Origin of the sequence: Sphingopyxis sp. 22461, assembly GCF_052044915.1 — a bacterium.
Classification (GTDB): domain Bacteria; phylum Pseudomonadota; class Alphaproteobacteria; order Sphingomonadales; family Sphingomonadaceae; genus Sphingopyxis.
The window spans coordinates 1-22,262 of sequence record NZ_JBQENY010000020.1; the positions used below are offsets into that span (position 1 = coordinate 1).

The 22,262-nt window shown below is 62.5% G+C and carries 12 protein-coding genes and 1 pseudogene; 5 read left to right on the forward strand and 8 right to left on the reverse strand.

The features are described 5' to 3' along the window. Positions 1 to 60: 60 nt before the first annotated feature. From ACTJI5_RS22550 to tnpC, 3 genes are read left to right on the forward strand one after another with little or no spacing between them, the layout of a single operon-like run. Positions 61 to 480, forward strand: a complete 420-nt coding sequence (locus ACTJI5_RS22550; RefSeq protein ID WP_440859287.1) for a transposase — start codon at positions 61 to 63, stop codon at positions 478 to 480. Between the two features lie 26 nt (positions 481 to 506). Next, on the forward strand, positions 507 to 833 hold the full coding sequence (gene tnpB, locus ACTJI5_RS22555; RefSeq protein ID WP_440859286.1) for an IS66 family insertion sequence element accessory protein TnpB: 327 nt from the start codon (positions 507 to 509) through the stop codon (positions 831 to 833). Positions 834 to 864: 31 nt separating this feature from the next. Beyond that, positions 865 to 2,388 carry an IS66 family transposase gene (gene tnpC, locus ACTJI5_RS22560; protein WP_440859285.1) on the forward strand — a complete coding sequence of 508 codons (1,524 nt, stop codon included), beginning with the start codon at positions 865 to 867 and terminating at the stop codon, positions 2,386 to 2,388. Positions 2,389 to 2,694: 306 nt separating this feature from the next. Here tnpC and ACTJI5_RS22565 read toward each other — a convergent pair. The 6 genes and pseudogenes from ACTJI5_RS22565 to ACTJI5_RS22590 all read right to left on the reverse strand — a co-directional run bounded on the left by ACTJI5_RS22565 (position 2,695) and on the right by ACTJI5_RS22590 (position 11,103). Next, positions 2,695 to 2,985, reverse strand: a pseudogene (locus ACTJI5_RS22565) (DUF1153 domain-containing protein). A 363-nt stretch (positions 2,986 to 3,348) separates the two neighbouring features. Further along, positions 3,349 to 3,879, reverse strand: a complete 531-nt coding sequence (locus ACTJI5_RS22570) for an OmpH family outer membrane protein (RefSeq protein ID WP_336443863.1) — start codon at positions 3,877 to 3,879, stop codon at positions 3,349 to 3,351. A 19-nt stretch (positions 3,880 to 3,898) separates the two neighbouring features. Continuing rightward, entirely contained in the window at positions 3,899 to 4,339 is a 441-nt protein-coding gene (locus tag ACTJI5_RS22575; RefSeq protein ID WP_440861921.1) for a hypothetical protein, read from the reverse strand. Positions 4,340 to 4,380: 41 nt separating this feature from the next. Then, positions 4,381 to 9,369 (reverse strand): YadA-like family protein, encoded by a 4,989-nt coding sequence (locus tag ACTJI5_RS22580; RefSeq protein WP_440861922.1) that lies wholly within the window; start codon positions 9,367 to 9,369, stop codon positions 4,381 to 4,383. A gap of 144 nt (positions 9,370 to 9,513) precedes the next feature. Continuing rightward, positions 9,514 to 10,131 (reverse strand): hypothetical protein, encoded by a 618-nt coding sequence (locus ACTJI5_RS22585; RefSeq protein WP_440861923.1) that lies wholly within the window; start codon positions 10,129 to 10,131, stop codon positions 9,514 to 9,516. A 624-nt stretch (positions 10,132 to 10,755) separates the two neighbouring features. Then, positions 10,756 to 11,103 (reverse strand): hypothetical protein, encoded by a 348-nt coding sequence (locus ACTJI5_RS22590; RefSeq protein ID WP_440861924.1) that lies wholly within the window; start codon positions 11,101 to 11,103, stop codon positions 10,756 to 10,758. A 113-nt stretch (positions 11,104 to 11,216) separates the two neighbouring features. Here ACTJI5_RS22590 and ACTJI5_RS22595 point away from each other — a divergent pair, with 113 nt between their 5' ends. Next, entirely contained in the window at positions 11,217 to 11,834 is a 618-nt protein-coding gene (locus ACTJI5_RS22595; RefSeq protein ID WP_058538755.1) for a response regulator transcription factor, read from the forward strand. On the opposite strand, the gene ACTJI5_RS22600 is transcribed toward ACTJI5_RS22595, so the two are convergent. Beyond that, positions 11,820 to 13,505: an ATP-binding protein gene (locus tag ACTJI5_RS22600; protein ID WP_440861925.1), complete on the reverse strand. Its 1,686-nt coding sequence runs from the start codon at positions 13,503 to 13,505 to the stop codon at positions 11,820 to 11,822. The genes ACTJI5_RS22595 and ACTJI5_RS22600 overlap by 15 nt on opposite strands. A 915-nt stretch (positions 13,506 to 14,420) precedes the next feature. Here ACTJI5_RS22600 and ACTJI5_RS22605 point away from each other — a divergent pair. After that, positions 14,421 to 20,372, forward strand: a complete 5,952-nt coding sequence (locus ACTJI5_RS22605; RefSeq protein ID WP_440861926.1) for an autotransporter domain-containing protein — start codon at positions 14,421 to 14,423, stop codon at positions 20,370 to 20,372. A 228-nt stretch (positions 20,373 to 20,600) separates the two neighbouring features. On the opposite strand, the gene ahpF is transcribed toward ACTJI5_RS22605, so the two are convergent. Beyond that, a complete protein-coding gene (ahpF, locus tag ACTJI5_RS22610) occupies positions 20,601 to 22,157 on the reverse strand; it encodes an alkyl hydroperoxide reductase subunit F (protein ID WP_440861932.1) in 1,557 nt (518 codons plus the stop codon). Positions 22,158 to 22,262 lie beyond the last annotated feature (105 nt).

Genomic DNA, 22,262 nt, shown 5'->3' on the forward strand with positions numbered 1-22,262 from the left:
GTAAGCGATGTTCGGGCCCCACCTTGTTTGGTTTCGTGATTGAGGCAGACCAGAGGGGATATGGACGACGCGACGCTAACGACCGGACTGGACACGCGCACTGGAGTTAGTCCGGAGCCGGCCCGGCGCCTCGAGGTGTTCAGTGGGACGGTCGGTCGACGCCGATCGTGGACCGTGGAGCAGAAGTTGGCGATCGTCGCAGAAGCGCAGCATTGCGATAATCTGACGGCGCTTGCTCAGCGGCACGATATCCGGACCTCCCAGCTCTACACCTGGCGCCGCGAGCTTCGTTACGCGCTGGAAGCCCAGCGTGGCTCGATGGATGCGGAGCCGATGTTCGTGCCGGTGGTCGCCGACAACGCCCGACGCAGCGATGTCGCGATAGAAGTGGAGATCGATGGTGCCGTGATCCGGATTGGGCGAACGGCCAAGGCCGATCTGGCTGCTGCCGTGGTGCAAGCCCTTCGGTCGGCTCGATGATCGGGCCTGGCGCTGGCGCCCGCGTCATGATCGCAACGCGGCCCGTAGATTTCCGCAAAGGGCCGGACGCGTTGGCGGCGTTGGTCGGTGCCGAGTATGGCGGCGATCCCTTTTCCGGGGTGATTTACGTCTTTCGGGCGAAGCGGACCGACCGGATCAAGCTGGTCTGGTGGGATGGAACCGGCCTGTGCCTGATGGCTAAGAAGCTGGAGTCAGGGAGCTTCAAGTGGCCGGGGATTCAGGACGGCGTGATGCGTGTGACGGCGGCACAACTTGGCGCTCTGCTGGAAGGTCTGGACTGGCGCCGAGTGCATGGCGGACGCCGCCCGATCGCTCCGCAGATTGCCGGTTGACGCGGCCTTCCCATGCTGATTCACTGCTTCCATGCTCATGGAAGCCGACCTTCCCGATGACGTTGAAGCGCTTCGCGCGCTCGTCCTCGAACAGGCTCGCGAGCTCGATGCGCTCAAGATTTTCAAAGCCGAGGTCGAGCGTCTACAAGCGATCATCGACGCCCTGCAGCGTCACCGTTTTGGCCGCCGGTCCGAACAGCTCGATCCCGATCAGTTCCAGCTTGCCCTCGAGGAAGTCGAGACGGCCTTGGCCGCGGCCGAACACGCTCGCGACAAGGCAAGCGGGGCTCCGGCACAGCGGCCGCGGAAGACCAACCGGGGTTCGCTGCCGACGCATCTGGAGCGGGTCGAACAGATCGTCGATGTCGAGACGAAGACCTGTGTCTGTTGTGGCGGCGCGCTTCATCAGATCGGCGAGGACGTCGCCGAGCGCCTCGATGTCGTGCCGACCACCTTCCGTGTCCTCGTCACCCGCCGCCCGCGCTACGGTTGCCGTTCATGCGAGGGTGCGGTCGTGCAGGCCCCGGCACCGCCGCGGATCGTCGAGGGCGGTATCCCGACCGAAGCGCTGATCGCGCAGGTGCTGGTCTCCAAGTATGCCGACCATCTTCCGCTATACCGGCAGACACAGATCTATGCCCGGCAAGGTATCCAGCTCGATCGCTCGACGCTGGCCGACTGGGTTGGCCGGGCGGCATGGTATTTGCGCCCCTTGCGCGATCACATCCTCGAGCGATTGCGAAGATCGGAACGCTTGTTCGCCGACGAGACGACGGCGCCGGTGCTCGATCCCGGACGCGGGCGGACCAAGACCGGGCAGCTATGGGCCTATGCACGCGATGATCGCCCCTGGGGCGGCAACGATCCGCCGATGGTCGCCTATGTCTATGCCGCCGACCGCAAGGCTGAGCGGGCAGAAGCCCATCTCGGCGATTTCGCGGGCATCCTGCAGGTCGACGGCTATGGCGGCTATGCCGCGCTGGCGAAGCGGCGTCAGCAGATTCGGCTCGCCTTCTGCTGGGCCCATGTGCGCCGCAAGTTCTACGAGCTCGCCGACACATCGCCGGTCGCCACCGAGGTGCTGCGCCGCATCGCCTTGCTCTATGCCATCGAAGACGAGGTGCGAGGTGCGCCGCCCGAACAGCGCCAACAAGCCCGGGGCGAGCGCAGCCGCGCCATCATCGACGATCTGCGTCGGTTTCTTGAAGCCCGCAGCCGTCAGGTCAGCGCCAAAGCGAAGATCGGTGAAGCAATCCGCTACGCGCTCACTCGCTGGGACGGGCTCTCCCGCTTCCTCGACGATGGCCGGGTCGACCTCGATAGCAATGCCGTCGAGCGGTCGATCCGCCCCCTCGCTTTGAACCGCAAAAATGCCCTCTTCGCAGGCTCTGATGAAGGCGGAGACAACTGGGCCGTCATCGCCACGCTCATCGAAAACTGCAAGCTCTCCGGTCTCAACCCCCACACTTGGCTGACCGAAATACTGACCAAGCTCGCCAACGGGCATCCCGCCAATGCCGTCCGCAACCTCATGCCCTGGACCGCCGTGGCCTGAAAACATCGCTTACCAACGCCACGACAGTCCCGGGAGTTATCACACTAGGTACTCCCGCTTCCCAATGGATGATCCGTTCGCTCCTTGGTCTGTCACGAAGCGGGCAATGCCCGCTTCTTTAATTTTTGTCCCGATAGCGGTCTGTCAGCAACCGGCCATTTGTAACCGCGCACATAGCTGTTCCAAGCGGGGGCTGATGTCCAGTCAGCATCGCCGCACGCCGTGGACGACGCGAGGAGGACCAACTACCTCGCGCCGTCGATACCGCGCCCAGTGGTGGGGGTGGCGCGGCATTTCTAGTTTAAACTACAAGGGATGACGATAGCGGTGGTCCTTCGTAATACGAAGTCCGGCAACGCCGGCGTCGGCCATCGAGCGCCGTCACGCAATGATCTCCTCGAGACTTAATCGATATCGCTCACAGGCCTCGTCGACAGTCAGCAAACCGCCGTCGATGGCGGCGAGCACTTCGGCCTTGCGCCGGCTCACCCAATAGGTGGTGGACGAGACCGGCAAATCGCCGATCGTCAGACGACCGAACGGTCCGATGACCGATGTAGGCTTCGTGTCGCATTCGAACACCGCGAAGAACTCCATTCGCACGGCTCGCGCCGCCAACGTGCCCCCCAAACGGAGCTTGCGCCAAATTGGTTAACAAGATGTTGCCAATAACCGGTGTGCGACAGGCGGGACCATGAGGCAGCTTGGTTGAGCTTTTTTTGAGTCGGGACCTGAGCAAGAATTTGACGGAAATATTCGGGCTGTGCGCGCGCGTCGAACTCGATCATCATCTTAGCGCGAGGACCAGGACGGCCACTAGCAGGAGCATGAAGCTCACAAGCTCACTGCTTTTCAGTTTTCGCTGCATGTCTGACCAGATCGGCTGTCGAGATAAGCATCACGTTAATTTACGGCGGGAGGTCAAGCGCATGGCACGCTAGTCCATCATATCCGGTTTCGTTATTGCAACGCCACGCTTTGAAGCAGAGCGTCCATTTCGCGGGTGACGGCCGGCGTGATATCCATCGCGTTGTTCCAGCCGTAGCTGTTATCGCGCTCGAGGACGACGCTGCAGTTAGCTTTCGTCACCATACGGCCCAACGCCGTATTGAGAGCTTGGTCGATCTGCTGCTGCCCTCGCGTTTGTGCTGAGATGAATCGCGCATTTTGCTGCTGTTCAATCGCCTGAGCCTGTTGGTTGAGCGCGGAAATCTGCCGCTGATATTCGATTGGCGCCGTCGAATTCTGTCGCGTCTCGAGCGTTCGGCGTTGTTGATCGATCGAGGAACGCTGCCGGGCGAGATCGCCCGACAGCGCACCCTGCATCTGCTTGAGTTGTGCCTGCATCGACTGGCCGGCCCGCGACGCCGCGATAGCGCCGTTCCGGGAGAGCAAGCAAAGCCCCTGGATCGGCGGGCCGAAGGTCTGCGCCGACGCGGGGATGCTGGCGAAGGCAAGGACAGAGGCGGCGAAAGGAACGATTATGCGCATGACGCCACCTCTTGCCCAATCAGCTTGCCGCTGCAACCCGGTCGGCGCAAGATTGCTCCTGCCACACGACCTCGGAGACCACGACGCTATAGTGGCCGCGCGGACGCTCGAACCGGATTTCCATGCGGCAGCGCACGCGTTCCATGCTTCCCGGCGCGACGGGGAAGAAGAGGACGTAATTCCATCGCCGCGTGATCCCTTCGGCAAAATGCGGCGCACCGATCAGCGGATATATGCTGAACTTGTCGACGCCGGGCGTGATCAGCCGGATCGTCGCCGGGGTGGTGGTGACGCCCAGCTTCTTGTGCTCCAGCACCACTGGCCGAAAGGCTGCGGGATCGACCGTCGCCTTATATATTGAAGCGGACGATGCGGACGACGGGCTATCTTCAGAGGCTGCGGCCGGGTTCATCAAACATGCGCCCGAGAGACAAAGGGCAGCGAAAAACTTGGTTTTCATAACATCCTCCTTGAGGAAAGAGTGATCAATGATGGACGAAATCAGAACTGGAACCCGACGCCCACATTGGCGCCGGCGCGCTGCTGCGTGTCGTACGTCGCACCAGCCTTGATGACGGTGCGGCCGTCGTCCATCACCCGCGACAGGCCGAGCGCGAAGGCCGATTCTCCGCGATAGGTACCCGCGCCGAAGGCGAGCATTCCGCGTCCTGGTTCAAAGGCTTGCGGAAGCCCCGCGGCGGCAAGCGCGCCCGCCGTACCGGCAAAGCTGTCACGTCGCGCGTTGCCCAGATCGAACTCGAAGTTCGCCAGCCGCGAGTCGGTATAGGCATTGGCTGAAGCCAGTGTGCTGGCGAGACCGTCACCCAATTGCTGGACATTGACCGCATCGGTCGGCGCGACGCCGGCGGCGACATTGTGCAGCGTCGTGGCCGATCCGCCCGGATTGAACGTGACCGAGTTGCCGGCGGCATCATATTGCACCGAATTATTGGCCAGCTGCTGGATCGGATAGAGCTGCGACCCGTTGACCGCATCGGTTGAGGTGGCGTTTATCGCGCCGGCTCCGACATTCTGGACGACATTGCCACCCATGTTGACGCTGGTGTTGGCGCCCACGTTGAGGCCGCCATTGGCATTGACCACGCCATTGAACGTGGGATTGTCCGCCATCGCGATCTGCAGTTGGTTGCCGCTCAATGTCACTACGGTGTTGGAGCCTGCGGTCACGTTGAGCGTGCCGTTCGAAGCGATATTGGTCGAAGCCCCGCCATTGGCCTGGATGTTCCAGCCGGCGCTCGCCGTCTGGTTCAGCGCCTGCAGCGCGTCGTTGACGTTGTTGTAATTGTTGCCGCCGACATTGAGGTTCGTGGTGACCGTTCCGGTCGTCGAATTGTAGGTCGAACCGCCCCCAAGTCCCGCCGCGACACTGTCGCCAAGATTGGTGACGTTGCTTTCGACCGTGGTCACGCGATTGTCGAGGTTGGTGACCGCCGTATTCTGGGCGCCGAGCGCATCGCCGACATTATTGTAGGTGTTTCCGCCTACATTATAGGTCGGTCCCGTATAGGCGCCAGTGGTCGGATTATAGGACGCTCCGCCGCCGAGGCTGGTGGCAGTATTTTGTGCCACCTGATTGAGCTGGCTGACATTCACCGCATCGGTCGGGGCGGAGCCCGCGGCGACGTTGGTGAGCTGCCGCTCTGCTCCCGCGCTGCCCACCGACACCTCGCCCGCCGAATTCTGCGGCGCGGCGAGGCCATAGCCCGCATAGCCGGTCCGCGATCCGACGCTCGTCGTCGCGCCCGCGCCGAGCGCGACGCTGCCCGCAAAGCTCGCGTTGGCGCCGGGGCCGATCGCGATCGACTGGATGCCGTTGGCGATCGAGTTGGTGCCGAAGGCGATGCCGTCGGCCTGGCTGACCCGGGCGTTCTGGCCGATCGCCGTACCTCCCGGTGCGGTCTGATCGACGATCGCGCCATTGCCGATGCCGATGCCATTGTCGCCATTGACCACCGTGGTCGGGCCGACCGCGATCGATTCCGCGCCGGCCGCGAGCGAGTCGACGGCGCTCGAATTGGCGTGGAAATATTGGATCGGCGTCACCGAAACCGACGAGATCGCACCCTGAAGCTGGCGCAGCGTTACGGCATCCTGCGCCGCGGTGCCGTCGGCGACATTCGTAATCTGGCGATATTCGCTCGTCGCCGCATTGCCGACCGAAACCGCGCCCAAGAGGGTCGCGTCGGTGGTATTATAGGGCACGAAACCGATGCCTGCCGGGATCGTGCCGCTCACCGGCGCAATCGCGCGATCGGCGACCGAGCCCGAGCCGAGCGCCAGCGACCCATCGACGGTGGCCTGGCTGTCCCGGCCAAGCGCGACCGTATTTGCCCCGGAAGCGGCCGCCTGATAGCCGAGCGCGGTCGAGCCCACGCCTTGGGCGAAGGCATCGGTTTCGGCGAGGCCGGTTTCGTTGGTGCGGGCATAACGAATGCCATCGCCATTCGCGTCTGTGTAAGTGGTCGAGGTGTCGCCGGCAATTTCGGTGAGCGCGTCGCCGAGGTTGGTTACGGTGCCCTCGACCGTGGTTACGCGGTTATCGAGATTGATGATGTCTCCCTCGACAGTCGTCACACGCCCATCGAGATTGACGACATCGCCCTCGACGGTGGTTACCCGGCCATCGAGATTGGTAACATCGCCTTCGACGGTCGTCACACGCCCGTCGAGATTGGCGATATCGGTGGTGTTCTGCGTCACCTGCGTGTTCGTCGCGAACAACTGCGAACCGTTCACCGCGTCGGTCGAACTGCCGTTGATCCGGCCGGCCGCGACGTTGGTGATCGTCCGCTCGGCACCCAGCGCACCGATGCTCAGCGTCGACGTCGGCGCTGTGCCCGCAAAGGCATAGTTGGTGCCGCCGATCGTCGTACCCGTGGTCGCCACCGCAACATCGGTTGTCGAACCATTTCCGAGCGCGACATCCCCGGTATTGTTGGCGACCGCGTTCGGTCCGATCGCGACCGAGTCCGTTCCCAGCGCCTGGCTATCGGCCAGCACCGAGTTGGCGTGGAAATATTTGATCCCCGCGCCATTGTTGATGTTGGTGATCGTGTTGCCGAGGTTGGTGAGATCGCCTTCGACCGTTGTCACCCGGCCGTCGAGATTGGTGATATCGCCTTCCGTGGTCGTCACGCGCCCGTCGAGATTGGTGATGTCGGTGGTGTTCTGTGTCACTTGCGTGCCGATGCTGTCGACCGCCTGGTTGGTCGCGAACAGCTGCGAACCGTTGATCGCGTCGGTCGAGCCGCCGCTGATCCGGCCCGCCGCGACATTGGTAATCGTTCGTTCGGTGCCGGCCGCGCCGACGCTCACGGTGCTCGTCGGCGTGGTGCCGGCGAAGGCGTAATTGGCGCCATTGATCGTCGCCCCGGCCGTTGCCACCGCGACATCAGTCGTACTGCCCGAACCCAGCGCGACGTCACCCGCATTGTTGGCGATCGCGGTGTCACCGAACGCGATCGCGCCTGCCGCCAGCGCGCTGCTGGTGCTGCCGATCGCGACCGAGCCCTGACCGACAACGGTATTCTGGAAACCGATGCCGACCGCGCCTTGGGCTGCGGTGCCAGGCGTGCTGATCGCCTGTCCTCCGCCGCCGACCATGTTGGTGTTGCCCATCGCCACCGAGCCGTTGCCGGTCGCGGTGTTGTCCTTGCCCTGCGCCACCGCGCCGTCGCCGGTCGCGGTGCTGGGATCGCCGATCGCCACCGCGCCGTCGCCATTGGCGACGTTTCCGGCGCCGATCGCCACCGCTTTGCCGCCAGTGGCCGTGGTGTTGGTGCCGATGGCGACCGAGTCCGTGGAATTGGCGACGGCGTTCGTTCCGGCCGCTATCGCATTCTGGGCGCTCGCGGTCGCGGTGTCGCCCATGGCCAGCGCGCTTGCGCCGCTCGCCAAAGCGCTCACCCCGAGCGCGGTCGAGCGCGCGAGGGTCGCACGAGTGCCATTGCCGAGCGCTACGGCGGCAATGTCCGTACCTTCGGCGCCCGACCCGATCGCGATCGAGCCAATTCCGCTGGACACAGCAGCATTACCCAGTGCCAGTGCGAAGTTACCCGAAGCATTTGCATTGGGACCGAGCGTTGACGAGCTTATGCCGGACGCACGGGAATTTACCCCGATCGCAACGGCGAACTGGGCCGATGCCACGCTTTGGCGTCCGATCGCGGTGGCGTCGGCCACATTTGCCGTCACGTCCGTCCCGATGGCGATGGCGCTCTCAGCGAGAGCACCCGTTCCGGCGCCGGTGCGTCCGCCCAGATAGACGGCGTTCACGCCGGTGGCGGTTGCTCCAAAGCCAATGGCAGTGCCGTTGGTCTGGCTGGCCAAGGCATTGTGGCCGATCGATGTGGTGCCGTTGGCGGCGACGCCGATACCGGCATTGGTTCCGATCGCGACGTTGTCGCTGCCGGTGACCAGGCTGCCTGCGGAGGCGGAGAGCGTAGCGTCATAGGCAACGGTCCCGTCGCCGGTCCCGAGAGCGACGTTCCGTGTCCCTGTGACGCCGGAGCCGGCGCCGCGCATCACGCTGGCGATACCGCCGCCCATGGCGGTATTCTGCGCGCCGGTCACGAGCGCCCCGGATGCGAGGCCCACCGCAACTGAGCTGGCGTTGCCGGTGGTGGATCCGGAGCCGGCGCCTTGCCCGACAGCAACGGTACCGCTGCCGATGGCTAAAGCCTGCGCTCCGAGCGCGAGCGAGCTGTTGCCGGTCGCCCTAGCGCCGTTGCCGACAGCGGTGGCCGCACTATCTGTCGCCTGGCTCAAGCTGCCGACAGCGACAGCATTGGCGCTGGTTGCCTGGCTCGATACGCCGACGGCCGTGGCGGCGCCGCCGCTAGCGGTGGCCGTGGAACCGATGGCGGTCCCGTTCGCCGCGCTGGCGGTGCTGTTGACACCAAAGGCAGATGCGCCATCCGCAATGGCGCGGGCGTTTCCGCCCACGGCGAGCGCGTTGACGCCGGTTGCGTTCGCAAAGACACCGATGCCTATGGCGTTGAGGCCGCTGGCCCCCATCGCATAGCCGATGGCGATCGAAGCATTGCCCGTCGCGGTAGCAGCGGTGCCAATCGCGACGCCATTGTCGCCATTTACATCGGCGTTGGCGCCGATTGCGGTTGAGGCGGAGCCGGTAACGTTGCTGCCACAACCGATGGCGGTGCTTTGATTCCCTGCAGAGGGATTGGTACAGTTGGCGGTGTTGGTCAGCACCCCGTTACCAATAACGGTCTGCCCGAACGCCGCCTGCGGGGCCATCATGCCCATCGCAAGCACGGCGGCCATCCCGCCGCCGCCGAGGGCGCCCAGTCCAAGCTGGTCGCGGTTCACTCCGAGCACACGGTGTGCCCGACGCAGCACCGCCATCAACCGGCGCCGCTGGGTCCAGCCCATCCCTGCCGCGCCCAGTACCCAGCTTTGTGCCAGTTCCGCATTGCGTCGTCCGTTCGATACAGTCTCGAAATTGCTCATGATATTTCTCCTGCTCTGGCCCGATCCGATCGATGATATCGGGGTGCTAAAAGGGCGCAGAGAGCCATCGCGCTACAAGGCACGCCCGGAATCTGCGGTTTGTTGGAATGATCGACAGCCGCGCCTGCGGACGCCGGCTTCTGGCTAGGGTGTCTGGCTGCCCTGCGTGACGGTAACGACCACGCAGCTTGCGCCGCTCGCGATCATCAGCGCCTGTCCTTGTCCGCCGCCGAGTTGATAGACTGGAACGCCCGACAAGTCGGCCGCGGAGATGCTCCCCGCCGGCAGATCCTTCACAACCTGCTGGCACGGCTTTTGAAAGGGGGCGACCCGCACGAAATGTCCCTCGCAGCCGTTCGCCGAGGGCGCGGCGAAGACCAGCCCCGCTGCCTTTCCTTTCAGATCAGGCAAATTATACGTCATGCCGACGGTGCCTTGAACGATATGTGCGTCGGGCGCTTGTTTGTTCGTCTCGGTGCGCACCGCATAGTCGGCGCCATGCGAGACCAAGTCGCCCAGCACCGAATAAAGCCGGGCGCATTTTTGGGCCCCAAGCTTTCTGGCCTGTTCGGAGAACACGCGAGCGCCGGTTGAAGTGGCCTCGGCCGTGAGCGGAGGGGTGGGAGCCGTCGTTGGCGCTGCGGACGCGGTAGTGCCGGCTATGCTAACGATCGCTAAGCCAACCAGGAGAATTCTCTTCGTCTGCTTCAAAAGAGTCAGGGCTCCAACCTCCACATCATGGAGTTCTACGTAATTCTTCATATGACGACCCCTATTTTAATTGAAATATACGTATACTTACACTAATGCCAGCCTATAGTTGACACTATTGTAAGTGATCGAATCACTATATTTCATGTACATAGGTAAGAAGCGCGATGTTAGGCGTCAAATCAATTTTTGTAATAAAGATGCTTAGTAAATAGTTAACAACTATTAAAGAAAAACAGTCTATTGCCTCCTGAATTGCCATAATTCAGAATTCCTCCGTCTTTTTTCATGATCACTGCGGTTGCTTGGTCAGCTTCGAACAGTTTCCCTCGTCTTTGGTTTGTCGCTGGTGGAGCGCCTCATTGTGACCCCCGTGCGACATCGCCTGTGCCCTGAGGTGCGACGCGCGTGGTGCGACGTCGTGCTCCAGCGAAAAACATAAAGTGCCAATGATAATGTGCGGAAACGAGACACCAGATATTCCCGGAGTTCCGATAAATCCGTCCCGCTACCGGTGCATCAACGGTGATACAATGACACATCCAATCGGGTGGGAATAGTCACTTTGTATGGTTTCCAAAGGGTTACTGGTTTGAAAGTGCGTGCATCGCCATCGGAGCGATGTAGTACGCGCCGATAGTTCCTGGTCTTGGCCGACACGGTCTTTCCTTGCCTTCAGTGTCTGGCCCTCTCACGCTCGGGATTAGCGGTCGACCCGACCATGCTGCAGTTTGTATTTGCGATCCCGCTGCCCTTGACCTTGCTGATTGCTGGCAACATGCCGGCGTTGGCGGAAGCAGAGCTCTTGCCGTTTCCGATCCCTGGTGCAGCGCGGTTGATCGGCGCGTTGACCTTCCTAAGGTTAAAAGAGGCGCAGCTGGTTTCCGTTACCGGTCGGTGCCAGTCATGACCAACTGGCATGCGGTGAGCGTCCGCTTCTCGAAGTTTGCGCCCGAAAGCGGCCTGACCGCAATCGGCCAGTACCGGTCCCGGTATCGCCCAGAAAGAGCGCTTGGCCGTCATGGATATGCGCCCCTTTCCACGCCCGGAGCCCGACCTGCAACCACCCCGCATTATTTCGGGTTGCGGCAGGTGAATAATCTGCGGAGAAGCATCTGGGGAGGAGAGAGTGGGGCATGACGGTGCAGCATAATGTCTTGATCGTCGACGATCACCGTATCACCCAAAGCGGTCTGCGGTTCCTTTTTGGTTCGCTCGATCGCTTCGTCGTTGTCGACGCGCTCGATTGCGGCGCGATGGTCAATGCTTTCGTACAGTCGCAACCGATCGATTTGGTTATCCTCGATCTCAACTTGCCCGACGTGCGGGGTATAAATGTTCTCGCCGAGATCGTCGGGTCGCGCGACATGACGGTTATCATCCTGACTGGTGAAACGAACCTTGCCGAGATTCATTCGGCGCTCAAACTGGGCGCGCGTGCTGTCGTGAGCAAATCGGACCCGCTCGATCACATTGTCGCCGCCTGCGACGCAGCGCTGGCGGGCGAGGTCTATATTTCGCCGCATATCGAAGAAGCGCTCGGCAAGTTTCAGCAATCCCCCGTTGCGCTGTCCTCGCGGCAGATGGCGATCCTCCACTATCTGGCACAGGGTGAGACAAACAAGGAGATCGCTTATCGTCTTGCGATCGCGCCCCCGACCGTATCTTTCCATATTGCGGAACTGCGGCGTAAACTCGACGTCCCGCATAACCGCAGGATCGTCGAGCGCGCGAATGAGCTAAACCTTCTCTGACGCGGCCAACAGAAGGGGATGGTGCGTCAGTTCGCGGCAAACGGGTTTGATCGCCACCATCGTGACAAGCTGGCCGAGCCGCCCGCGCGTGACTGTGCTGTCATCATAGGTCACAGCGAGGACAGGTTTTGTTTCGCTGTCCGATGCGGCCAGCCCCAACTCGAAATCTTCGCGCTGGTCGAAGTCGAGAATCGTCCATTCGTATAAGCCCGCTTGCAATTCGTCCGTTGAGATCGGCGTAACGGCAGTGGAGGCTGCGGGGAGGGCTATCCGGATTTCCGTGCCGTGGCTGGTCGACGAACAGATTTCGAGGGTTCCCCGAAGCATTTCGATGATGCGCTTGGCCGACCCGAAACCGGAGCCGGTTCCCTCTGTCGTTTCATTTCCTCGAACGCGCGCCCTGCCTCCGCTGTTCAAGGCGGCCATGATGTCTGCAGGCATTCCGCTTCCGGTGTCGGTGATGCTTATCATGGCACGGCCCTCGTCGAGCACGAGGGCGATGTGGGCGCCGCCAGTCTGCGTATATTGATAGCAATTGCTCAGCAGATTTGCGAGCGCGCGCATCAGGAGCGGTTTGTCCGAAATGATCATGACGTCGTCCGCGACGCTGACCTCCAGTGTCAGCTTTTTGTTCGCGAAGGGCGTCTTGAACATCATCGTCAGCGGCTCGATCAACGCCTGGCCGCGAAAGGCACCGAGTGCGACGAATTCAGCATTGCCCGCGGCGATGTTGGCGCCGGAAATGGTCGTCGTCACGATTTCGTTCAGATAATCGGCGGAGCTTTCGAGCATCGCGATCAGCGCCGGGTCGCCGCCCGGCGTTTCCTGCCGCTTTAGAACCGCGACTGCGCTGTTGAGCGCCAGGATAACCTGCCGACTGTCGTGGCCCGATGCATGAAGCAGCGCATTCTGACTATGTACGGTTTCGAGCGCATAGGCTTTTTCTTCAGCGAGGCGCGTCGCCCGTTCGCTGATTTCGAGGCGTTCGCCAAGCGACTGCGCATAATTGGCGTCGGCTACCAGCTTTTCCCGTTGGATCTTCTTGAGGTTCAGTCCGAGCGCCAGCGTTACCATGATCGATTCGAAGAGCCCGACGGGCCCGGAGAGGTGCCAGTTGATCGGCAACCAGGTAAAGAAGCCCATCGACGCGATCGCGGCATAGAAAATGAACAGCGCGAGGCTGGCCCAGCCGACGAAGAGGGGCCAGAGCTGGGACCCAAGCTGCTTCATCGCCGCATAGCCCACAAAAGGCAGGAATAACGCCACCCCGACCGCGACGATCCAGCCGGAGAGGTGGAGAAAAAAGCGAACATCGGCGGGGTAGAGTGATAGGCCGGGCTGGACCAGCATGACGGCGACGGCGAAAAGGATCAGCGCCTTCAGGGTGAGGTCGCTCCTAGGGAAGTTGTCCGCAGTCTTCACGAAGCTTCGGCAAAACTGCGCCATCGCGGCCGCAAATCCGCATTTGAAGAAATCTTCCACGGCGACGCCGGTCAGCGGCTTGTCGTACAGGAAGAATATGGTGATGTAGCCCTCGGAATGGACCGTGTTGAGCGCAAAAAAAGCTTCCGCGACGGCCAGCCAGAGAAATTCCTTGAAGCCTGTGATCGAGAAGAAGAGGAAATTGAGGAGCAGTAGCGTCAGCGCGCCGACGACGACACCCGACACCATCGATATGTTGGCGCGCCGATCCTTGAAGAAGGTGCCATAGGTTTCGATGCGGAGCGGCATATAGGTCGAATTTTCGGAAACAAATTCGATGACAACCAGCTTTTCCTGCCGCGGTGCAAGCACAAGCTCGGAGCTGAACGCCTGGTAGGTCCCGAGATTTTCGCGGGCGACCTGCGGATCGGTAGCATCGACGATCAGCCTGAGCGCGTGACCTTCGGCTTCATAAAGACGGAAGTGCTTCAGCGAGCCGCGGCCGGTGGTCAGAATCCAGCTTCCCTGCGCGTCGCTCGCATTGCGAACGTTGAGGAGGACGACGGTCCGGGTGCCCGGGGGGCCGAAGTGGATCGTCGATCCCTTTATATGCTGCAGCGGACCGCCGAGAATCGCTTCCAGTTGCGGAGTCCTTGCGACGCCGGGGCGCTTCGCGAACCGAACAAACGAGGCGAGTGCGGGTGCATCTTCTCCCGCCCTGAGATCGAGCAGCGGCAATTTGTCGGAGTTTGCGCGCGCCGGTTGAGCGGCCAGCAGGCAAAAGAACCCAAGGATCGCGTATAAGATCTTCATTATCACCCCCGCCGCCGGGCGGGGACCGAACGCTTATCTGCGTCCAACGGGCGCACGCACAGGTTCGCCCAAGACAAGTTCAACCCACCCCCCGGTGATCTGTCACCCGTAACGGCCAGACACTTCGGTGCAAGCACCCCGGCAACGGTCCGTCGCAAATTCACCCTAAATAACATTGGGTAGACGTCCCGCCGTCCACGCCACTAGTCATCGCACGCAAAGCCGATGGGTATTTTTGCCCGAACGGCTGGGGGCGCAAATTTTCGAGGCGGGGCGGATGAGCCGGAGAGCGCAAATGCTCTCCGGTGAACCCTTTGCCTTGCCTGCAACGTCAATGGGGGACTCCAGAATATGTCACGCATCTCGAAATCTCGCCTGCTTGCCACCAGCGCGATCGTCGGCCTCGCAATCGGACATATGGCGCCCGCAGCCGCGCAGAATGCGTTCGGCGTTCATAATGACCAGCCCGAGCGGCTAGAGCTCGAGGTCGATGTAGGGGAGACGATCGAGGGGGAACTTATCGGGGTTTATGCCGACAATGGTCCGGTCACGCTCGGCAATGCCGGTGTCATTCGCGGCAACGGCGTTGACGTCGGCGGTATCGACAGCCGACCGAGCGGCGGCATCGTGATCGCGCAACCGAATTCCATCGTCACCAATGCGGGCCAGATCAGCGGGGCGGCGAACGGCGTCGTTACATCCTATTTTTTCAGCGAAGACGTAAATGGCGACGATCTGCCCCCGAAGCCGCTCGCTGCGAACACGCAGGTTTCGAACAGCGGTGTGATCCGCGGCGAAGCAGGGTCGGGCGTCGCCCTCGTCGGCGGCGGTACCGTCACCAACGGTGGCACGATCTCGGGGACCAGCGGGGCGCCCGGGAGCATGATCAACGGCACCGGCGTATCGATCTCGGAATTCCCCGGCGCGGCTGCCAGCAATATCATCGGCGTGGGATCGATCACGAACAATGACGGCGGCGTGATCGAGGGCCAAATGTTCGGCGCGGTGCTGCAGGGCGGCGGCACCGTCACCAATATGGGCACGATCCGCAGCACCGGTAATCCGAACTCCGCGACCCCAAACGTCAGCCCGTTCGGGCTCATTCTCGGTGCAACCACCGAACAGGCCGGCCGCGCCGCGACGGTGGTGAACACCGGCAACATCTCGGGGTTTCTCGGGGTTCTGGCTGGCGGTGCGCTGGAAAGCGCGACGATCAACAACGATGGAATGATCAGTGCGACAGCGATCGCCATCATCGGCCAGTCCACCGGCAACCTGACCGTCAATAATTTCGAGAATGGCGAAATCCTTGCAAATGCGACGGCGATCGCGTCGAATGCCGGCACGCTGACCGTCGATAATAAGGGCTTCATCTTCAGCGCCGGTCAGAATGCGATCAACATCACGACCGCCGACGCCGTGATCAACAATAGCCAGGGCATTGTCGGCGCTCTGTCGGGCATTACGACCGCCGTGTTTCAGAATGCCGAGGGGACGCAGGCGCGCGCGCGCAACACTGCGGTCACGAATTCGGGCACGATCGAAGGCCGCGCAGGCAGCGGCGTTTCGCTCGCGGGCGGCGGATCGGTGGTCAACAGCGGCGTGATCCGCGGACTGAACGGCAATAACGGGTCGGGCACCGGTGTCGCCCTTTCCGAATTCGCCCAGTCTGTCGCGACTGATGTCACCGGTATCGGCTCGGTGACCAATGCTCCGGGCGGCCTGATCGATGGCCAAATGTTCGGCGTGGTCGTCCAGGGTGGCGGGACCATCGATAATGAAGGGACCATTCGCAGCACCGGGACCTTCAATCCCGCCAATCCCAATGTCAGCCCGTTCGGCGTCATCCTTGGCGCGACCGCAGACCAGACTGGTCGCATCGGCACGCTCAACAACAGCGGCACCGTTCAGGGCTTCTTGGGAGTCCTTGCCGGAGGCGCGCTCAGCACTGCCGTGATCGAAAACGAGGGTCTGATCAGCGGCCAAGCGGCCGCCATCATCGGTCAGTCGACGGGCGCCCTCACCATCAACAACCATGACGACGGCGAGATCGTCGCCAATGGGACCGCGATCCGTTCCAACGAAGGCTCGCTGGCTCTCAATAATGCGGGGTTGATAAGCGCTGCCGCCCAGGATGCGATTGTCATTACGACGGCGGACGCGGTGATCGTCAACAGCGGTCGGATCATCGGCGGCCAATATGGGATCGTCACCACGCCGATGGCGGATGGGACGGGCCGCGCAATCAATACCTCGATTACCAACAATGGCGAGATCATCGGTCTCAATAACGACGGCATTCGCCTCGCCGGCGGCGGGAGCGTGATCAACAGCGGCTTTATCGTGGGTGTCAATGCAGGTGCGCAGGGCACGGATGGCATCTCGATGTTTGCGCATGTCGACCAGTCGAACGAAGATTATTCGGCCCACGTCACCAACGATGAGAATGGCCGCATCGAGGGCCAGCGGTTCGCAATCATCCTGTCGGGCGGCGGCGAGGTCGTGAACGCCGGGGAAATCGAGGGCGTTAATGGCGGCGTCTATGTCCAGGGGACTGCCCTCAATACAGATCCAAGCGAGGATCGCAGTGGATTGACCGCCAAGGTCGTGAACACAGGCGACATTCGCGGCACTGGCAATCTCGGCGGCAGCGGCGGCGACGGCTATGGGGTTGGCTTCGGCAGCGACATGTCCAGCGCGACGCTCGAGAACAGCGGCACGATCGGCAGCGATTTTGGCGCCGGCGTCTCGCAGGGATCGCGTGCGGACGTAACGATTACCAATGCCGAGGGGGGCACGATCACCGGCGGCACGTCGGGCATCTATTCCTTCGCGACGGGCACACTTGCCGTGAACAACGCCGGTGTGATCCGCGGCGAGGGCAGTTACGACGGGTTCGACGCTGCGCCCGACGCCGGCATCACGATCACCACCGCGTCGTCGAGCGTGACCAACAGCGGGACGATCACAGGTGCGGGCGCCGGCATCACGACCGCCTATCAGTTCGACGAGGCGATCGGCGATATCGTCGGCATCGCGGTCGGCACGCAGGTGACGAACAGCGGCACGATCCGAGGCGAATCGAACGATGGCGTGCGCCTGATTGGCGGCGGCAGCGTGAGCAACAGCGGCATCATCCGCGGCGAGGGCAGCGCGCTGGCCGATGGCATCTCGATCTATCCCTATGACGGTCAGACGCTGGCGAACTATGTCGGAACCGTTGCGAACAGTTCCACCGGCGACATCAGCGGTACGCGGTTCGGGATCATCATGTCGGCCGGCGGCGCGGTCGACAACGCCGGCAAGGTCACCGGTGAGGGGCCGGGCGGCGTTCTTATCCAGCGCGGGGCAGGGCTTGTCCAGGAAACGGGCTTTGACGGCACGCTCACCAATACGGGGACGATCACGGGCTCCAACGGCTATGGCGCGGTCGTCCTCGTCACCGATACCGCAACGATCACCAATAGCGGAACGATCACTGGCGCAACATCGGGCGCTGTCGTCGAAGGGCTGCAGGTCTCGCAAGAAATCGCGCAGACCGGCACGATCAGCAATAGCGGCACGATCACCGGAAGCGGGACCTTTGGCGCTGCGGTCGCGGGCTTCCTCGATACTGCCGAAATCACCAATAGCGGCACGATCACTGGTGCGACAGACGGCGTCATTCTCGGTAATTTCGGGACAGCGACGCTCGTCAACATCGGGGCAATCACGGGCGGCGGCCGGGGCGTCTGGGGCGATGACAGCGGCGCGGTCATCCTCGACAACGCAGGGACGATCACCGGTTCAAGCGGGATCGCGGTCCAACTCGGCAGCTTCGACGACCGTGTCACCCTGCGAACCGGCAGCGCGATGTCCGGCGCAGTGGACGCAGGCGGCGGTAACGACAGCCTGACGCTCGATGGGGACGTCCTTGAACTGACCGAGGCGCAGCAACTCACCGAAGCGACCGGGTTTGAGACGCTCGACGTTGCGGCAGGCTATTGGTCGACCGCAGGGATGGTCGGCGCATTCGATAACGTTTCGATCGCCAGCGGTGCGTCGCTGCAGGTCAATGAAATTGACTTGGGCGCGGGCGATACCTCGTCGCCGATCCTGACGCCGTCGGTTCGGACTGACGGCCTGCTTGTCTTGAACTTCGGCACCGACGACGTCGTGTCCGATCTCGCGGACCTGACGATCGATGGGACGGGGCAGTTGCAGCTGATCGGCGACGCCGTGTTTACCGTCGACACCTCCAACATCGCCCACACTGGTGGAACGATCATCTCCAATGGCGGCCTTGTTCTGACCGGTCTGCTCCAGGGTGACGTGAAGACCGAAGGGGCCGGCTTCTTCGAGCTGGGCGCCGGCGGAAGCGAGGGCAGCTTTGCGGGCAATATCGTCAACGATGGGCGCTTCGTCTTCAATCGTTCGGACGATTATGATTTCCTCGGCGCCTTCTCGGGCAGCGGTACCCTCGACAAGATGGGCGACGGCGCGCTGACCTTCATGGGTGACTATGCCTTCCAGGGGGTGACGAACATCCTTGGGGGCTCGGTACGCATCGGCGGCACGATCGATCCGGGCACCGAATTCGACCTAGGCGACGGCGGCACGCTCGACATCACGGGCAAGGACCAAACGATCGGCGGCCTCGAAGGCGATGCGGGTTCGAACGTCGTGATCGGCGACAGCCAGCTCACCGTCGATCAATCTGGCAACACTGCTTTCGGCGGCGATATCTCGGGCACGGGCAGCCTGGTAAAAGAGGGCGCCGGCACGCTCAACCTTACCGGAAACAGCAGCTATACCGGCCCGACGTCGGTTAACGGCGGCACGCTCGCGGTCAATGGTTCGATCGCCTCGCCGGTGACCGTCAACAGCGGCGGAACCCTTGGCGGCAACGGCGCCGTGGGATCGACGACCGTCGCCAGCGGCGGCACGATCGCACCGGGCAACTCGATCGGCCAGCTCACCGTGAACGGCGATCTCGCCTTTGCTCCCGGCTCGATCTACGAAGTCGAAGTCAGCGCGGCGGGCGCCGCAGATCGCCTCGACGCGACGGGCGCCGTGACGATCGCCAGCACGGCGAGCGTTGCGGTCCTAGCCGAGGACGGCAACTATAACCCGCGCACCGACTATATCATTCTGACAGGCGGTGCGGGAATCACCGGGACGTTCGGTTCGGTGACGACCGATCTCGCCTTCCTCGATCCGCTGCTGCGCTACAGCGCCAACTCGGTGACGCTGTCGCTCTATCGCAACGATATCGATTTCGCCGATATCGCGGTGGGCTTCAACCAAGCGAGCGTGGCGGCCGCAGTTCAGGCACTTGGCGTCGACAATCCGCTGTACGAAGCGGTGCTGGTCCAGAATGCGGCGACCGCACAGGCGAGCTTCGGCGACCTGTCGGGCGAAATTCTGGCTAGCACGATCAGCGGCCTGACCGACGACAGTCGTCATCTGCGTAATGCCTTGATTGGCATGAAGGCTCCCGAAGAGGGCGGTGCGTTCGTTTGGGGCTCGGCCTTTGGCGGCTGGGGAGAATTTGACGCGGCGCGCGGGAATTTCGCGATGGACACCGATCACAAGGGTCTGGTCGCGGGCGTCGGTTTTGGCGGTAACGGCTTCGCTGCAGCGCTTTCGGCAGGTATCGGCGGGTCGGACTTCCGCTTCGGCGGGCGCAATGACCATGCAGACGTGGAAAGCAAATATATCGCGGCCCATGCCACTTATGGCGGGGAAGGCGGTCTGCGCGGCACCATCGGTGTCAGTTATGCCTGGCACGACATCGATACGACCCGCGCGATCAACGGCGCACCGCTAGCTCAAACGCTTTCGTCGAAGCGCGACGCTGATACGCTGCAGATCTTTGGCGAGATCGGTTACGACATTGTCACGGGCAATACGGCGATCACACCCTTTGCCCGACTGGCGCATGTCGATACCGGCAGCGATGCTTTCGCTGAAACCGGCGGCAACGCGGCACTGACCGTCGCGAAGGGCGATCAGAAGACCACCTTCGTCAGTCTTGGCGGGCGTGCGCAATTAAACGCCGGTCAGCTAGGCTTTCAGCCTTATGTGTCGGCGGCCTGGAACCGAGCGTTCAACGACCGCGCCGCACCGATTGCATCGCGGTTCACGCCCGGTGGACCTACGTTCGGCATCCTTGGTACGGCTATCCCGAAGAGCTCAGCCGAAGTCGAAGCCGGATTTGAATATACCACGGGCTCGTTTCATCTCGGCGCTGCTTACACCGGCACGCTGGCATCAGACCGCAACTCCCATGGTGCAAGGGTAACTGTGCGTATCGCCTTCTGATTAGCGACCCGTCGGAAGGGCGAAACGCTCGGCATGAGGTCGAGGCGACTTTGGTCACCTCGGCCTCATTTCTTTCTGCATCATATGGTCGTGCCGCTGGGAGCAATTTGCGAACGGCTGCTTTCGCAAATTCTCTCCTGAAAGCGGTCAGGCCGCAATCGGCCAAAAACGGCTGCATTTGGATTCTGTAGTTCCGACTTCAGCGGAGAAATTATCGGCCCAGTCACATCAAGCCGAGGAGCGGATTAGGTGATCGAACGCAGAGAGCGACGCCTTTGATCCTTCGCCCATCGCGATGACGATCTGCTTGTACGGCACGGTCGTCACGTCGCCCGCGGCAAATATACCGGGCTGGCTTGTCGCGCCGCGCGCGTCTACCTCGATCTCGCCGCGGTCGCTGAGCGCCACGGCGCTGCCCAGCCATTCCGTGTTCGGAATGAGGCCGATCTGGACGAAGATGCCTTCGAGTTCGACAAGATGTTCCTCATCCTTGTTGCGGTCGCGATAACGCAGGCCAACCACCTTCTCACCATTGCCGAGCACCTCGGTGGTGAGCGCTGACGTAATGATCGTGACATTGGCCAGGCTGCGTAGCTTTGTCTGGAGCACCGCGTCGGCGCGAAGCTGGCTATCGAACTCGATCAGCGTCACATGCGCGGCGAGCCCGGCGAGATCGATCGCCGCCTCAACGCCCGAATTGCCCCCACCGATCACCGCGACGCGCTTGCCCTTGAACAGCGGGCCGTCGCAGTGCGGGCAATAGGCGACGCCCTTGTTGCGATATTCGGCTTCGCCCGGGACGCCCATTTGGCGCCAGCGCGCGCCGGTCGACAGGATCACGGTCTTGCCCTTCACGCTCGCGCCGCTCTTGAGCTTCACTTCGTGGAGGCCGTGCGCGCCGCCGGGGATGAGCTCGGCGGCTTCCTGAACGTTCATGACGTCGACGTCATAATCCTTCACATGCGCCTCGAGCTGCGTGGCGAGTTTCGGGCCCTCGGTGTGCTGGACCGAAATGAAATTCTCGATCCCCAGCGTGTCGAGCACCTGCCCGCCGAAGCGTTCGGCGACGATGCCGGTGCGGATGCCCTTGCGCGCGGCATAGATGGCGGCCGCGGCGCCGCCGGGCCCGCCGCCCACGACGAGCACGTCGAACGGTTCCTTCGCGGCGATCTTTTCGGCGGCGCGCGCGACCGCGCCGGTGTCGAGCTTGGCGACGATCTGCGCGAGGTCCATGCGGCCCTGGCCGAAGGGTTCGCCGTTGAGGAACACCGCGGGTACCGCCATCACCTGACGTCGTTCGACCTCGTCCTGGAACAGCGCGCCGTCGATCGCCGTGTGGCGGATGTTCGGGTTGAGCGCCGCCATGATGTTGAGCGCCTGCACGACATCGGGGCAATTCTGGCATGACAGCGAGAAGAAGGTTTCGAAGACGAAATCGCCTTCCAGCGCACGCACCGCGTCAAGCAGTTCGGCCTCTTCTTTCGGCGGATGACCGCCGACATGGAGGAGCGCGAGGATCAGCGAAGTGAATTCATGCCCCATCGGCAGGCCCGCGAACATGGCTTCGGCGCGGCCCTCATCGGCGCGGATCGCGAAGGACGGGCGGCGGGCGTCGTCGCCGTCGAACCGCGCGGTGACGAGGTCCGACTGCGCCGCGACCTCTTCGACCAGGCTGCGCATCTCGGCCGACTTGGGCGATGCGTCGAGGCTTGCGACCAGCTCGATCGGTCGGCGAAGGTTGCCGAGATAGGTCTTGAGCTGGGAGGTCGTGTTGGCGTCGAGCATCGGCATGGGGAGAGCCTTTCGGACAGAAACAGGGGTTCGCCGCGGGGAACGGCGTCAGAATCTTTTGTTTTATGAAAAGCTGAGACCGGGCGGGCGCCGCCCGCC

What these genes read in the sequence shown, in the direction of transcription:
- ACTJI5_RS22550 (WP_440859287.1), top strand. Translation starts at nt 61, where the DNA reads ATGGACGACGCGACGCTAACGACCGGACTGGACACGCGCACTGGAGTT.
- tnpB (WP_440859286.1), top strand. Translation starts at nt 507, where the DNA reads ATGATCGCAACGCGGCCCGTAGATTTCCGCAAAGGGCCGGACGCGTTG.
- tnpC (WP_440859285.1), top strand. Translation starts at nt 865, where the DNA reads ATGCTCATGGAAGCCGACCTTCCCGATGACGTTGAAGCGCTTCGCGCG.
- ACTJI5_RS22570 (WP_336443863.1), bottom strand. Translation starts at nt 3,879, where the DNA reads ATGCGCATAATCGTTCCTTTCGCCGCCTCTGTCCTTGCCTTCGCCAGC.
- ACTJI5_RS22575 (WP_440861921.1), bottom strand. Translation starts at nt 4,339, where the DNA reads ATGAAAACCAAGTTTTTCGCTGCCCTTTGTCTCTCGGGCGCATGTTTG.
- ACTJI5_RS22580 (WP_440861922.1), bottom strand. Translation starts at nt 9,369, where the DNA reads ATGAGCAATTTCGAGACTGTATCGAACGGACGACGCAATGCGGAACTG.
- ACTJI5_RS22585 (WP_440861923.1), bottom strand. Translation starts at nt 10,131, where the DNA reads ATGAAGAATTACGTAGAACTCCATGATGTGGAGGTTGGAGCCCTGACT.
- ACTJI5_RS22590 (WP_440861924.1), bottom strand. Translation starts at nt 11,103, where the DNA reads ATGACGGCCAAGCGCTCTTTCTGGGCGATACCGGGACCGGTACTGGCC.
- ACTJI5_RS22595 (WP_058538755.1), top strand. Translation starts at nt 11,217, where the DNA reads ATGACGGTGCAGCATAATGTCTTGATCGTCGACGATCACCGTATCACC.
- ACTJI5_RS22600 (WP_440861925.1), bottom strand. Translation starts at nt 13,505, where the DNA reads ATGGTGTCGGGTGTCGTCGTCGGCGCGCTGACGCTACTGCTCCTCAAT.
- ACTJI5_RS22605 (WP_440861926.1), top strand. Translation starts at nt 14,421, where the DNA reads ATGTCACGCATCTCGAAATCTCGCCTGCTTGCCACCAGCGCGATCGTC.
- ahpF (WP_440861932.1), bottom strand. Translation starts at nt 22,157, where the DNA reads ATGCTCGACGCCAACACGACCTCCCAGCTCAAGACCTATCTCGGCAAC.